At 64.1% G+C, this 13,171-nt stretch carries 13 protein-coding genes; 7 read left to right on the forward strand and 6 right to left on the reverse strand.

The annotated features are described in order from the left end of the window. The first annotated feature begins 160 nt into the window (after positions 1–160). Genes H8F24_RS01040 through H8F24_RS01050 form a run of 3 tightly spaced genes read left to right on the forward strand, consistent with a single transcriptional unit; the run spans position 161 to position 3,522 of the window. On the forward strand, positions 161–1,324 hold the full coding sequence (locus tag H8F24_RS01040; protein ID WP_231598350.1) for an FtsW/RodA/SpoVE family cell cycle protein: 1,164 nt from the start codon (positions 161–163) through the stop codon (positions 1,322–1,324). Positions 1,325–1,372: 48 nt separating this feature from the next. Next, on the forward strand, positions 1,373–2,113 hold the full coding sequence (locus H8F24_RS01045) for a cytochrome c biogenesis protein CcdA (protein WP_197170602.1): 741 nt from the start codon (positions 1,373–1,375) through the stop codon (positions 2,111–2,113). Next, positions 2,113–3,522 (forward strand): cytochrome c biogenesis protein ResB, encoded by a 1,410-nt coding sequence (locus tag H8F24_RS01050; RefSeq protein WP_197170603.1) that lies wholly within the window; start codon positions 2,113–2,115, stop codon positions 3,520–3,522. The genes H8F24_RS01045 and H8F24_RS01050 overlap by 1 nt, the downstream gene beginning before the upstream one ends. Here the strand turns inward: H8F24_RS01050 and queF are convergent. Further along, the gene (queF, locus tag H8F24_RS01055; RefSeq protein WP_197158888.1) at positions 3,510–3,950 is read right to left on the reverse strand and encodes a preQ(1) synthase; all 441 of its coding nucleotides are present in this window, start codon (positions 3,948–3,950) and stop codon (positions 3,510–3,512) included. The genes H8F24_RS01050 and queF overlap by 13 nt on opposite strands. 244 nt (positions 3,951–4,194) lie before the next feature. Between queF and H8F24_RS01060 the strand changes: the two genes are divergently transcribed. Beyond that, on the forward strand, positions 4,195–4,533 hold the full coding sequence (locus H8F24_RS01060; RefSeq protein ID WP_197156852.1) for a P-II family nitrogen regulator: 339 nt from the start codon (positions 4,195–4,197) through the stop codon (positions 4,531–4,533). Positions 4,534–4,758: 225 nt separating this feature from the next. Here the strand turns inward: H8F24_RS01060 and H8F24_RS01065 are convergent, their stop codons facing one another. Next, positions 4,759–5,613, reverse strand: a complete 855-nt coding sequence (locus tag H8F24_RS01065) for a TlyA family RNA methyltransferase (protein WP_197170604.1) — start codon at positions 5,611–5,613, stop codon at positions 4,759–4,761. Positions 5,614–6,191: 578 nt separating this feature from the next. On the opposite strand from H8F24_RS01065, the gene H8F24_RS01070 reads away from it, so the two are divergent. Continuing rightward, entirely contained in the window at positions 6,192–6,593 is a 402-nt protein-coding gene (locus tag H8F24_RS01070; RefSeq protein ID WP_197170605.1) for a hypothetical protein, read from the forward strand. Between the two features lie 30 nt (positions 6,594–6,623). After that, complete coding sequence (gene purB / locus H8F24_RS01075; protein ID WP_197156856.1) at positions 6,624–7,919, forward strand: adenylosuccinate lyase; 1,296 nt, start codon at positions 6,624–6,626, stop codon at positions 7,917–7,919. A gap of 28 nt (positions 7,920–7,947) precedes the next feature. On the opposite strand, the gene rfbC is transcribed toward purB, so the two are convergent. The 4 genes from rfbC to rfbA all read right to left on the reverse strand — a co-directional run bounded on the left by rfbC (position 7,948) and on the right by rfbA (position 11,712). Then, positions 7,948–8,520 (reverse strand): dTDP-4-dehydrorhamnose 3,5-epimerase, encoded by a 573-nt coding sequence (gene rfbC / locus H8F24_RS01080; RefSeq protein ID WP_197156857.1) that lies wholly within the window; start codon positions 8,518–8,520, stop codon positions 7,948–7,950. 154 nt (positions 8,521–8,674) lie between these two features. Then, complete coding sequence (gene rfbB, locus H8F24_RS01085; protein ID WP_197170606.1) at positions 8,675–9,751, reverse strand: dTDP-glucose 4,6-dehydratase; 1,077 nt, start codon at positions 9,749–9,751, stop codon at positions 8,675–8,677. Positions 9,752–9,865: 114 nt separating this feature from the next. Next, positions 9,866–10,756, reverse strand: coding sequence for a dTDP-4-dehydrorhamnose reductase (rfbD, locus tag H8F24_RS01090; protein ID WP_231598007.1), 891 nt, complete (start codon positions 10,754–10,756; stop codon positions 9,866–9,868). A 53-nt stretch (positions 10,757–10,809) separates the two neighbouring features. Beyond that, positions 10,810–11,712, reverse strand: coding sequence for a glucose-1-phosphate thymidylyltransferase RfbA (rfbA, locus tag H8F24_RS01095; protein WP_197170608.1), 903 nt, complete (start codon positions 11,710–11,712; stop codon positions 10,810–10,812). 280 nt (positions 11,713–11,992) lie between these two features. On the opposite strand from rfbA, the gene H8F24_RS01100 reads away from it, so the two are divergent. Next, on the forward strand, positions 11,993–13,084 hold the full coding sequence (locus H8F24_RS01100) for an IS630 family transposase (protein WP_197170609.1): 1,092 nt from the start codon (positions 11,993–11,995) through the stop codon (positions 13,082–13,084). Positions 13,085–13,171 lie beyond the last annotated feature (87 nt).

Here is a 13,171-nt window from a genome sequence, read left to right on the forward strand (position 1 = left end):
GATCTGTAGTCATGCTCTCGACAAACCGGGGGGTGGCCCGGCTGAATGGGGATCCTGCATCGCTGAAACGTTGACCGGTTCCCGTTCCAGAGCATCCCGCCGCAGCAGCGGCGAGGGTGGCAGTGGCGGCAGCTCCCTTCCAAGTGCTGCCGCCACTCGGATCGGCCCACGCGGGTTGCTCCCCCTGCCATGGTCCCAGTGGCCAGCGGAAGCGCGTCTGGTGCTTGGTTTGGTGGCCCTCTGGAGTCTGGTGGGAGTGTTGGTGCTCACCTCGGCCAGCTGGTGGGTTGCAGAACGGGAAATGGGAGACGGCGCCTTCTATGTCAAACGCCAGGTGATCTGGATGGTGGCCAGCTGGGGGCTTCTGTACCTCGGCATCTGCACCAACCTGCGCCGCTGGCTGCGACTGGCCGCTCCGGCCCTGCTGATCGGTGGTCTGCTGATCGCGGCCACGCTGGTCGTGGGCAGCACGGTGAACGGGGCCAGCCGCTGGCTGGTGATCGGGCCTCTCCAGATTCAGCCCTCGGAACTGGTCAAACCCTTCGTGGTGCTCCAGGGCGCCGCCCTTTTCTCGCACTGGCGCCGCATCGGGGCCGATCAGAAGCTGCTCTGGATCGGAGTCTTCGGAGTCCTGATCCTCCTGATCCTCAAGCAGCCCAACCTCAGCACCGCTGCTCTGCTGGGCCTGCTGCTCTGGTTGATCGCCCTGGCAGGTGGCCTTTCGCTGCAGCTGCTGGTCGGTTCCGCAGCTGCAGGAGGCCTGGTGGGCACCGCCAGCATCCTGGTGAACGAGTACCAACGGCTTCGCGTCACCTCCTTCCTGGATCCCTGGAAAGATGCCCAGGGCGATGGGTATCAGCTGGTGCAAAGCCTGATGGCGATCGGCTCAGGCGGGGTGCTGGGCGAGGGCTACGGTCTCTCCACCCAGAAGCTGCAGTACCTGCCGATTCAATCCACTGATTTCATCTTCGCGGTATTCGCCGAGGAATTCGGCTATGTGGGATCAGTGGTCTTGCTGCTGTTTCTGCTGCTGTTCGGTTTCGTGGGGCTCCGCGTTGCCCTGAGTTGCCGCAGCAACCAGCAACGGCTGGTGGCGATCGGTTGCACCACCCTGCTGGTGGGCCAGTCGATTCTCAACATCGCCGTGGCCAGCGGCGCCATGCCCACCACCGGTCTGCCGCTGCCGATGATCAGCTACGGCGGCAACTCGCTGCTCTCCAGCCTGCTGGTGGCGGGCCTGCTGATCCGCTGTTCCCTGGAAAGCAGCGGCCTTGAAGCCCCGCGTCGCAGGCGGCGGGAGCGTCAACCTGCCCCGATAGGCTGAGATCAAGATCCGTAGCCGAGGCGGGGCAGCCCCGCCCTTTCCACCCGTATGACCAGCCTCGGGCTGACTCTGGCCGACTGGGCTCGTGCCAGTGAAGATCTGCTCAGCCACTCCCTCGAGCAGCCCGGGCCCTTTACCCTTGCCCTTGTCTTCGGAGCGGGCCTGCTGACCAGCCTGGGGCCCTGCTCGCTGTCGTTGCTGCCGGTCACCCTCGCCTACCTGGCAGGGTTCGGTGCGCCATCGGCCAACCCGCTGGCCCGGCCAGCTCTGCCGGTTCTGCGCAGCGTCAGCTTTGCCAGCGGCATCGTGGCGGCCCTCGTGTTGCTGGGCCTGGCCAGCGGTCTGCTGGGCCGTCTCTACGGCCAGTTGCCCAGTCAGCTGCCCCTGTTGGTGGCGGTGGTGGCCCTGATGATGGGCCTGAATCTTCTTGGACTGGTGAAGCTGCCGATGCCGGCCGGGCCTGATCCGGATCGCTGGCGCCGCCGTGTGCCGGCTCCGCTGGCCCCCCTGGCTGCCGGCCTCGCCTTTGGCCTGGCTGCCACCCCCTGCACCACGCCCGTGCTGGCGGTGCTGCTCACCTGGATGGCCCAGAGCGGCCGTCCCCTGGCCGGCATGCTCATGCTTACCTGCTTCGGAGCCGGACAGGTGCTGCCGCTGCTCCTGGCGGGCACCGCCGCGGCCAGCCTGCCGGGCCTGCTGCGGCTGCGGCGCATCGGTCAGTGGATTCCGACGATCAGCGGCGTGCTGCTGATCACCATCGGCGGTCTCACCCTGCTGAACCACCTCTGATGACCAGCAGCTCCGCCACCTCCTCGGGTCCGACCCGAACCCTGCAACGCCTGATCGCTGCACTGGCCGATCTGCGGCTGGCGATCGCCCTGCTGGTGGTGATCGCCATCGCCAGCGGCATCGGCACCGCCATCCCACAACAGGAAAGCGCCGAGCTGTATCACCGGATCTACGACAACCAGCCCTGGCTGGGGCTGCTGGACGGCGACGGCGTCCTGCGCCTGCAGCTTGATCACGTGTATTCCAGCAGCTGGTTCCTCGCCTTGCTGGCCTGGCTGGGCCTGGCCCTTCTGTTGTGCAGCTGGCGGCGCCAATGGCCGGCCCTGCAGGCGGCCCTGCGCTGGATCGATTACCGCTCGCCCCGGCAGCTGAGCAAGCTCAGCCTGGCGGAAACCGTGAGCCTGGCACAGCCGCAGCAAGGCCTTGATCGCCTGGCCGATCTACTTGCCCAGCAAGGCTGGCAACTGCAACGTCATCCAGACCGCCTGGCGGCCCGCAAGGGGATCCTGGGACGGATCGGCCCCCTTCTGGTGCATGCGGGCATGGTGGTGCTGATGGTGGGCGCCGCCTGGGGCTCCCTGGGGGGGCACCGGCAGGAACAGTTCCTCGCACCGGGAAGGGAACTGGAACTGCTCGACAGCCGAGGCCGCAGACAGCTCACCCTCGCCCTGGATCGCTTCGCGATCGAGCGCGATCCAGCCGGCCGCCCGGAGCAGTTCCGCTCTCAACTACGCCTGCTCAACCCCGCCGATCCAACCACCGGCGAGCCCAGTGTCAAGAAGGCCGAGATCAGCGTCAACCATCCCCTGCGCTACCGCGGCATCACCCTGTATCAGGCCGACTGGGCCCTGGCCGCCATCACCGTGCAGCTAGGCCGCAGCCCTCTGCTGCAACTGCCACTGCAGAGCTTCCCGCAACTGGGTGAACAGATCTGGGGCCTGGTGCTGCCCACCCGTCCGGATGGATCAGAGCCGGTGCTGCTCAGCCTCAGCAGCGAGGACGGACCGGTGCAGGTGTTCGGGCCCGACGGCCAGAGCCTGGCCCAGCTGGTGCCCGGTGGCCCCGCTCAGGAAGTGAAGGGACTGCCGGTCCGCGTGGTCAGCGTGTTGCCGGCCAGCGGCATCCTTCTGAAACGAGACCCTGGTGTGCCGCTCGTCTACACGGGCTTCGCCATTGCCCTGGCCGGCGGCGCTGCCAGCCTGATCGCCACCCGGCAGCTTTGGGCCATCGCGGAATCCTCAGAATCGGCAGACAGCATCGAAAGCTCAAACGGGCTCAGCAGCGACCGTCCAGGCCGTCTGCACGTGGCCGGACTTTGCAACCGAAACCTCACGGCCTTCTCTCAGGAGCTGCCGTCCCTGCTGGCCCAGCTGGACCTGGAGAGGTCCACCGGCGCTCAGCAGGCCTGACGGGTGCCATGGGACACCCGCACCACGGTGTGGACATTGCCTCGGGGGTTGAAATCGGCCAGGAGCTCCATCCAGACCGGCTCGGCCGCAGCCACAAGGTCGTCGAGGATGCGGTTGGCCACCTCCTCGTGGGAAATGGCGCGATCGCGGTAAGCGTTCACGTAGAGCTTCAGGGCCTTGAGTTCCAACACCCGGGGGCCGGGCTGGTAGAGCAACCGCAGCACGGCGAAATCGGGATAACCGGAAAAGGGGCAAGTGCAGGTGAACTCCGGCAGCTCGATCGAGACCTCATAGGCCCGCCCCGGGCGAGGGTTTTCAAAGCAGATCAGCTCAGCCTCGGCAATCGCCCGCTCGCCGTAGCGAGGGGTACGTGTCTGGTTTTCCGGGGAGGGGGTTGCGGCACTGCCGGCAGCAGAGCCACTGGCGATCGCATTGGACGAGGCGGCGGTCACGGGGCTCAGGCGGAGAAAGACAGACTCCTTCACTGGGCCTGTCAGGGGTTTCGGATGATACCGATGCGACCCGCCCGGTCGCGACCCACGCGAGGCCACGCCCCAGGTCACGCCCGTAGCCGTTGCTACGACGAACCCACCAAAGCTCGGGTCTGATGGACAGGTTTCCTCCTCTCCGGGGCCTTTCCTGAGAGACTTCAAACAGCCCCAAGCAGCTTCCATGAAAAAAGTCGAGGCCATCATTCGTCCCTTCAAGCTTGAGGACGTCAAGATCGCCCTGGTCAATGCCGGCATCGTCGGCATGACCGTGAGTGAAGTCAGGGGTTTCGGCCGGCAGAAGGGTCAGGTGGAGCGTTACCGCGGCTCTGAGTTCACAGTGGAGTTTCTGCAGAAGCTCAAACTTGAAATCGTGGTGGATGACGGCCAGGTGGACACCGTGGTGACGGCGATCCAGGATGCGGCTCGTACCGGCGAGATCGGCGACGGCAAGATCTTCGTGAGCACGATCGATTCTGTGATCCGCATCCGCACCGGCGAGCGGGACAGCGGCGCCATCTGATCCCCTGGGACCAGCACGGCCGCTGGGCAACAAGCTCAAGTCAGCCCTTCAGCCATCTGAAGGGCTTTTTTGTTTTCTTTCCTCGCGAGAGTTCCAGCCTCTGCGGGGATCCGACCGCATCCCATCGTGGCGGATTCAGCGGACGCGCCAAATGGCTTCGGTCCGCCAGGAGACCTTCATCCGCACCGGCCAAGGCAACGCTCCTTGAGGTTTCGGACCCCTCCTTCAGGTTGTGGAGAGAGTGGCTGACACCACCTGCTCCAAGGCCGTTCGACGCTCCTGCTCGGTGCCCGCCAGCAGAGCTGCGGGATCAGAGCTCCCGCCATTGGCCACAGGGGCTCCGCACAGCCATAACAAATATTCATGATTACCAGCCGGTCCCGTGATCGGCGAAGCCACCAAGCCAAGAGGACGCAGGCCCTCCCGAGCAGCCGCGGTGATCACCCGATCAATGGCGTCGGCATGGGCTAAGGCATCACGCACCACCCCACCCTTGCCAACCCGTTCACGGCCAACCTCAAATTGCGGTTTGACGAGCACCACAAGTTCAGACGTGGGGCTCAGGAGACGACCCAATGCCGGCAACACCAGCGAAAGCGAGATGAAGGAGACATCCGCCACCGCCAGATCCGGCCAGGGATCCTCTGGTGCATACAGCTGCTCGGGATGGAGGTGGCGCAGATTGGTGCGCTCCTTGAGCACCACCCTTGGATCTGTGCGCAGCCTCCAAGCCGTCTGGCCATAGCCAACGTCCACGCCGTACACCCGTGCGGCTCCGTGCTGGAGAAGGCAATCGGTAAATCCACCGGTGGAGATGCCCCCATCAAGACAGACACGCCCAGCCACACGGATCGGGAAGTTTTCCAGGGCAGCCGCGAGCTTCTCGCCGCCACGGGACACATAGCGTGGAGGCTGCTCCACTTCCAGAGCGCGATCCAGTGCAACCGGCAGACCAGGCTTGTCCAGGATCTGGCCACCGCTGCGAACCCGTCCGGCACGAATAAGCTGCTGCGCCTGCTGGCGTGTAGCAGCAAGGCCCCGTTGCACAAGCTCCTGATCCAGCCTCTGCTTACCTGCCATGGATCGCGACCAATTTCGATAACGCCAGGCAGCTTCGTTGGAGGAATACGCCCTCTTCAAGCATACGACCTCAACTGCTTGTCACACTCAAAGACCGGCACCGACAATCCGTCCCATTTCAATAGCGCACCCTGAATTCAAGAATTCAGGAATTCCTTCCCAGGTCAACTACGGCATGAACAACCGCGCGTTGCATCCAGTCCTTTCCAAGAGATCTTAACGCCTCCTTCCACTCCTTACGCCCATACCATCGACAGATTAGCATGATTAACACGAAAGAAAGGTGAAGACGACCTTGCAGCCTCTGTGAATTCGCCTGCCCATGCGAGCCAACTTCTCCGATCAATCTTTCACCCATGCATGGCCAGGAAGACACAGCCAGCTCCATGGATGGCAATGAATCAGGCCTGTAGCAATCTTCAAGATTTCACCGACACTCAACTCCTGGATGAAAATTCTATTTCACAACCATTCCAGGAGCATTGTCGTGATTACCCTCCGCTGACCCGTTTCGACATTTCATCAAAAGCGCAGGCATAGCGGCCATTATCTTCACATTTGCCCGTCTGCCATTCCACATGATCCTCAGAGAGAATTTTTTGCATGCCGTGGTGATGAATCTGCCGCCTGGAAAGACGAGCATTGACCAAAGCGGCGACAGAGGCACAACCAGATTCTCCAACGCTCCAGGAACCGTAAGCCGCACTGGCAGCAGTAAAGAACCGAATACCATCGTCCTCGAAGATCGGGTCAACCTTGGCAAGTCAGGCAACTCCATCCCTGAAGCAAAGCATCACTCTGGTGAGAACGTCCCTGTTCCACGACATCGTGAACGGCATCCGCGGGGCTTTTCACCACACCTTCCCCCTTTGAAACCTCTGGATGTTCCATGTCATCGCTGCCGCAAAACCCTCGTGATTCTTGCTGACAGCCAGCCAATGAAGGGCATCATCGGCTGGCTGTCGCCCGCTTCGCCATAGATTGGGCCGGTCGTCGCCACGCGCTGGCCCTTGATCGAGCGTTACACCCTGCCCGCCATGGGCCAGATCTGGAGTGAAGAGGCGAAATTCCAGAGCTGGCTGGATGTGGAGATCGCCGCTACTGAAGCCAATCATCGCCTCGGTCGCGTTCCTGCCGAAGCCCTCGCCACCATCAAAGCCAGAGCTCGCTTTGAGGTGCCCCGCATCCTCGAAATCGAGGCGGAGGTGCGTCACGATGTGATCGCCTTTCTCACCAACGTGAACGAGCACGTGGGGGATGCCGGCCGCTACATCCATGTGGGGATGACCAGCTCCGATGTGCTCGACACCGGCCTGGCCCTGCAGCTCAAGGCCTCTGCTCAGCTGCTGCGTCAGGAGCTGGATGCTCTGGCCTGCGCCCTTCGGGCTCTGGCCCAGGAGCACAAAGACACCGTGATGATCGGCCGCTCCCACGCCATTCATGGCGAGCCGATCAGTTTCGGCTTCAAGGTGGCGGGCTGGCTGGCGGAGGTGGTACGCAACCAGGAGCGGCTCGAACGTCTCGAGCAAGTGGTGAGCGTGGGCCAGATCAGCGGCGCCATGGGGACCTACGCCAACACAGATCCCCAGGTGGAAGCGATCACCTGCGAGATCCTCGGCCTGGTGCCCGACACGGCCAGCACCCAGGTGATCGGCCGCGACCGCCACGCCGAATACGTCCAGACCCTAGCCCTGGTTGGAGCGGCCCTGGAGCGCTTCTCCACCGAGATCCGCAACCTGCAGCGCACGGATGTGCTGGAGGTGGAGGAGAACTTCGCCAAGGGCCAGAAGGGCAGTTCCGCCATGCCCCACAAGCGCAACCCGATCCGCAGCGAGCGCATCTCCGGCCTGGCCCGCGTGCTGCGCAGCTACGTGGTGGCCGCCCTGGAGAACTGCGCCCTCTGGCATGAGCGCGACATCAGCCACAGCTCGGTGGAGCGCATGATGCTGCCCGATTGCTCGGTCACCCTGCACTTCATGCTGCGGGAAATGACCGACGTCGTGAAGGGTCTGGGGGTCTACCCGCAGAACATGGCCCGCAACATGAACGTCTACGGCGGCGTGGTGTTCAGCCAGCGGGTGCTGCTGGCCCTGGTGGCCTCAGGGCTGAGCCGCGAAGAGGCCTACCGGATCGTGCAGCGCAACGCTCACACCGCCTGGAACACCGAAGGCGGCAATTTCCGCGCCAACCTCGAGGCCGATGCTGACGTGACAAGCCGCCTCAACGCGGAGCAGCTGGCCGCCTGCTTCGCCACCGACCTGCACCTGGCCAACCTGGGGGTGATCTGGGAGCGGCTGGGGATCTGAGGGCTGCAGCGATTGAGCACGCAGCTCCTCAGGCCTTCTGGCCTGAAGCCGGCAGCAGCGCCGGATCCTGGCCCGCCAGGGTGGGATTGGCCAGGTCCTTGACCGAGAGCTGCATCTCCACCCCTGGCGGCAGGTCGGGCCAGACAATGCCAACGGTGGGATCGTTCCAGGCGATCCCCTGTTCCGATGCCGGATGGTAATAATCCGAGCAGAGATAGCAGAAATCAGCCAGCTCACTGAGCACCAGGAAGCCATGGGCGAAGCCCGGCGGCACCCAGAGCTGCTGGTGGGTCACGTCGTCGAGCACCGCACCCACCCACTGGCCGAAAAAGGGAGAGCCGCGGCGCACATCCACCGCCACATCGAACACCGCCCCGCGGGAGCAGCGCACCAGCTTGCCCTGGGTCTGCACCAGCTGGTAGTGGAGACCGCGCAGCACCCCCTGGCGGCTGCGGCTCTGGTTGTGCTGCACCAGCGGCGGAATTCCGGCCTGATCCAGCACGGTCTGGCGTGCCGTTTCCACAAAAAAGCCGCGGGCATCCCCGAAGACCTGCGGCTGCAGCAACAGCACCTCGGGGATGGACTGGGGAATGATCTGCATGACGGTGAAACGCAGCCGGGGTAGAGAAGAGAACCGAGACAGGAAAGAACAGAACTGCAATGCGTCCAGACAAGAACGGTCCAGGACAACAACGAATCCAGAGGGAGACAACATCAGGGAACCCCAGGGCTGGGGAATCCCGAAGCCTCAGGGCTCAGACTCCCAGGGAGGCTCCGTACTGCGCTTCCAGGTAGCCGCTGTACTCCGGCGAGAGCAGCGGCTCCCACCAGCCACGGTTGGCCAGGTACCACTGCACCGTGCGCCGCAGGCCTTCCTGCACCGTCACCTGGGGCTCCCAACCCAGCGTGCGGCGAATGTGGGAAGCATCAATGGCGTAGCGACGGTCATGGCCGGGGCGATCCGCCACGAAGCGAATCAGCTCGCGGCAGGGCCGCACCGGCAGATCCGGCGCCAGCTCCTCCATCAGGTCGCAGAGGAGAGACACCAGATCGAGGTTGGCCACCTCGTTGTTGCCGCCGATGCAGTATGTACTGCCAGGCTCGCCGGCCAGCAGCACCCGCTCCAGGGCCCGGCAGTGGTCGTGCACGTACAGCCAGTCGCGCACGTTGGAGCCATCGCCATAGACCGGAATCGGCCGGCCGAGCAGGATGTTGATGAGCGTGAGCGGGATCAACTTCTCAGGAAAGTGATAAGGCCCGTAATTGTTGGAGCAGTTGCTGACCAGCACCGGCAGCCCGTAGGTGTGCTGCCAGGCCCGGGCCAGGTGATCGCTGGCGGCCTTACTGGCGGCATAAGGCGAGCGGGGCGAATAAGCGGTGGATTCGCTGAAGGGAGGATCCTGCGGCTCAAGGCTGCCGAACACCTCATCGGTGCTCACATGCAGGAAGCGCCAGTGCTCGGGTGAGCCGTTGGCCAGCCAATGGGCCCGGAAGGCCTCCAGCAAGGTGAAGGTGCCGCCCACGTTGGTGCGCAGGAAGGCACCGGGGCCGCTGATCGAGCGGTCGACGTGGGATTCTGCCGCCAGATGGGCCACATAGCTGATGGCCTGCGCCTGGAGCACCTGGGCCACCAGCGCCGCATCGCCGATGTCGCCATGCACGAAGTGAACCCGGCCCGCATCGATCAATGGCGCAATCGTGGCGCGGTTGCCGGCGTAGGTGAGGGCATCGAGCACCACCAGGCGATCCTGCGGATGGGTGGCGGCCCAGTGATGCACCAGGTTGCCGGCAATGAAGCCGGCACCGCCGGTGATCAGCAGATGGCGGGTCATGGGGAAGACAACAACACAGAAGCTTTGCGGTCGAGACAAAGGGTGGTGGCAGTGCCATCCAGCGGACCTGGTGCGGCAGGGAGCCTCATCGCAGCCAGGTCATCGCAAGCCCCCTCATCGCCAGGCCTTCAGGCAATACCGCAGATCCTCGTGCCAGTTCGGCAGGGGAAGACCAAAGGTCGCCTCGAAGCGGGAGCCATCCAGCCGTGAGTTCGCCGGTCGGGCCGCTGGGGTTGGATAGGCACTCGACGGGATGGCACTGAGGGCGGGGGCGCGCTCCAGCAGGCCGAGGTCCACCGCCTCCGCGAAGATCGCCGCAGCAAAATCGTGCCAGCTCACGGCGTGTTGGCCGGCGTAGTGATAAGTGCCCCAGGGCAGCCCTGTGGCGATGGCTGGCTCGGCCAGGTGCAGCAGGGTGCGGGCGATCGCTTCGGCACTGGTGGGGCCACCGATCTGGTCATCCACCACAGACAGGGCCGGACGATCCCTACCCAGCCGCAGCATCGTGCGAACGAAACTGGAGCCCTGGATGCCGAACACCCAGCTCACCCGCAGCAGCAGGTGGGGACCACCGGCCGCCCGTAGCGCCTCCTCCCCGGCCAGCTTGGTTGCGCCATACACCCCCAGGGGGCCGGTCGGATCATCTTCCCGCCAGGGCGACTCACCACAGCCGTTGAACACATAATCGGTGGAGAGGTGCATCAGGGGTAGATCACGCGCCGCACAGGCCTGGGCCAGCACACCCACACCAACGGCATTCACCGCGTGGGCGAGCTCGGGCTCACTTTCGGCCCGATCCACCGCCGTGTAGGCGGCGGCATTGATCACCAGGGCAGGCGCCAGCTGATCGAGCATCGCTTCCAGCTGCAGGGCCAGTTCGTCCGAAGGAGCCGCCAGATCGATCGCAGGCCGCCCTCCCGCCACCAGGGAGCGATCGGGCAGCAACACCGGTGCCAGGGCCTGCAGGGCGCTTGCCACCTGGCCGCTGCGACCGATGAGCAGCACCGGGGCCGAAGAGAACGAGGTCGTTCGAGAAGAGCTGGCAGGAACAGGAGTGCTCATGCGCAGCGCTCCGCCAGGAGGCCTTCGAGATAGGCGCCATAGCCGCTTTTGTGGAGCGGTGCCGCCAGCTGTGCCATCTGGTCATCACTGATCCAGCCCTGCCGCCAGGCCACTTCTTCGGGGCAGCCGATCTTGAGGCCCTGGCGTTTTTCCAGGGTGCGGATGTAGCTGCCCGCCTCATGCAGGGAATCACAGGTACCGGTGTCCAGCCAGGCCATGCCGCGGCCCAGCAGTTCCACCTGCAACTGCCCCCGCTCCAGATACAACCGGTTCAGGTCGGTGATCTCCAGCTCACCACGCGCCGACGGCCTCACCTGATGGGCCAGCTCCACCACCTGGGCGTCATAGAAATACAGACCGGTCACGGCGTAGTTGGAGGCTGGCACCGCCGGCTTTTCCTCCAGGGAGGTGACACGGCGCTGGGCATCGAACCCCACAACGCCGTAGCGCTCCGGATCCGCCACCCGATAGGCGAACACCGAGGCACCATCACCTCGAGACGCTGCAGTCTGCAGGGAAATCGAGAGATCGTGCCCATAGAACAGGTTGTCGCCCAGAACCAGGGCCGCCGGATGCCCGTCCAGAAAGGTCTCCCCGATCAGGAAGGCCTGGGCCAGGCCATCGGGGCTGGGCTGCTCGGAGTAGGAGAAGCGCACACCCCAGCGGCAACCATCGCCGAGCAGATCCTGGAAGCGAGGCAGATCATGCGGGGTGGAGATGATCAAAATGTCCTGGATGCCCGCCAGCATCAAGGTGGTGAGCGGGTAATAAATCATCGGCTTGTCGTAAACCGGCAATAGCTGCTTGCTCACCGCCTGGGTGATCGGATGCAGGCGTGTGCCACTGCCACCGGCCAGGATGATGCCGCGGCGACCAGAGGACTTGAACGAACCTGACAAGAATTCACGAGTGCTGGCGATACTTTCCCACAGGCGTGTGGTCGATCCCTGGCCTCCTGATCCACCAGGATGGATTCTGAGCCAGTGAGCTGGGATTCATCTGAAGGGTGTCGTCTAGGCAGGGTCTGGATAGCCTAGGAATATGCTTGAACCAAGGATTGAGAGTCGTGTCCCAGTCTTGACGGCAGTTTCTCGGCAGGCGGTTGTCCAGAGGATCCCCAGTGTTCCGTCCCGCAAATACACGGTAAAATATGGGGGTGTCTCCTCGCGGGGTCGTTTCATGCCGACCGGTCGGCCCATGGCTCCTCTGGAGCTTTCGGCTGATGAGGCCAGCCAGCTCCAGAGCCTGGCTGGATCAAGAACCTTGCCGCATTCGATCGTTCATCGGGCCCAGATCGTGCTGGCCTGCGCTGCTGGTGACACCAACACCGCTGTCGCGAAGCGCTTTGGGGTCCGCGGCTCAACCGTGGGCAAATGGCGGCAGCGCTATATCGATCTGGGCATCGAGGGCCTGCATGACGAACTGCGTCCCGGCCGTCCCCGCACCTACGAGGACGACAAGGTGGCCGAGGTGATCAACCGGGCTCTGCAGACCAGGCCTCCCGATGGCAGCACCCACTGGAGCGCACGGACTTTGGCTGCAGCGACTGGGATCTCCAAGACCACGGTTCACCGCTGGCTGCAGACCTTCTCGGTCCAGCCCCACCGGCAGAAGCACTTCAAGCTCTCGACCGATCCGTTCTTTGTCGAGAAAGTCCGGGACATCGTCGGCCTGTACCTGAATCCGCCCGACAAGGCGATGGTGCTCTGCGTCGACGAGAAGACCCAGATCCAGGCCCTGGACCGCACCCAGCCGCTGCTGCCCATGGGTCTGGGCTACGTGGAGGGGGTGACCCATGACTACATCCGCCACGGCACCACCACCCTGTTCGCCGCCCTGGACGTGGCCACCGGAGAGGTGATCACCCAGTGCAAACCCCGCCACCGGCACCAGGAGTTCCTGGGATTTCTCCGGCAGATCGAGACGTCGGTTCCCGATGACCTGGACATCCACCTGATCGTGGACAACTACTGCACCCACAAGCACGCCAAGGTCAGGTCCTGGCTGGCGCAGCGGCCCCGCTTCCACGTGCACTACACGCCCACGTATGCCTCCTGGCTCAACCAGGTGGAGCGTTGGTTTGGGATCATCACCCAGCGAGCGATCCGCCGGGGCAGCTTCTCGAGCGTCAAAGAACTGATCGCCAAGATCGAGCAGTTCGTGGCGGCCTACAACAAGACCAGAGCCCCGTTCAACTGGACCGCGACGGCGGACTCAATCCTGGAGAAGCTCCAGCGACTTTGTTCGCAAATCTCCGGGACGGCACACTAGGAGTTTGCTGAAAAAGCCCCGAGGCCGTCATGCCTTGAGCCTGACCTTTGGGCGCAGCGCCCGTGAACACTGGGCTCGAAGTCAGGC

This window comes from Synechococcus sp. CBW1002 (genome assembly GCF_015840915.1).
Taxonomy (GTDB): domain Bacteria; phylum Cyanobacteriota; class Cyanobacteriia; order PCC-6307; family Cyanobiaceae; genus CBW1002.

What these genes read in the sequence shown, in the direction of transcription:
- H8F24_RS01060 (WP_197156852.1), top strand. Translation starts at nt 4,195, where the DNA reads ATGAAAAAAGTCGAGGCCATCATTCGTCCCTTCAAGCTTGAGGACGTC.
- H8F24_RS01070 (WP_197170605.1), top strand. Translation starts at nt 6,192, where the DNA reads ATGATCCTCAGAGAGAATTTTTTGCATGCCGTGGTGATGAATCTGCCG.
- H8F24_RS01065 (WP_197170604.1), bottom strand. Translation starts at nt 5,613, where the DNA reads ATGGCAGGTAAGCAGAGGCTGGATCAGGAGCTTGTGCAACGGGGCCTT.
- rfbC (WP_197156857.1), bottom strand. Translation starts at nt 8,520, where the DNA reads ATGCAGATCATTCCCCAGTCCATCCCCGAGGTGCTGTTGCTGCAGCCG.
- H8F24_RS01100 (WP_197170609.1), top strand. Translation starts at nt 11,993, where the DNA reads ATGCCGACCGGTCGGCCCATGGCTCCTCTGGAGCTTTCGGCTGATGAG.
- rfbB (WP_197170606.1), bottom strand. Translation starts at nt 9,751, where the DNA reads ATGACCCGCCATCTGCTGATCACCGGCGGTGCCGGCTTCATTGCCGGC.
- H8F24_RS01050 (WP_197170603.1), top strand. Translation starts at nt 2,113, where the DNA reads ATGACCAGCAGCTCCGCCACCTCCTCGGGTCCGACCCGAACCCTGCAA.
- H8F24_RS01045 (WP_197170602.1), top strand. Translation starts at nt 1,373, where the DNA reads ATGACCAGCCTCGGGCTGACTCTGGCCGACTGGGCTCGTGCCAGTGAA.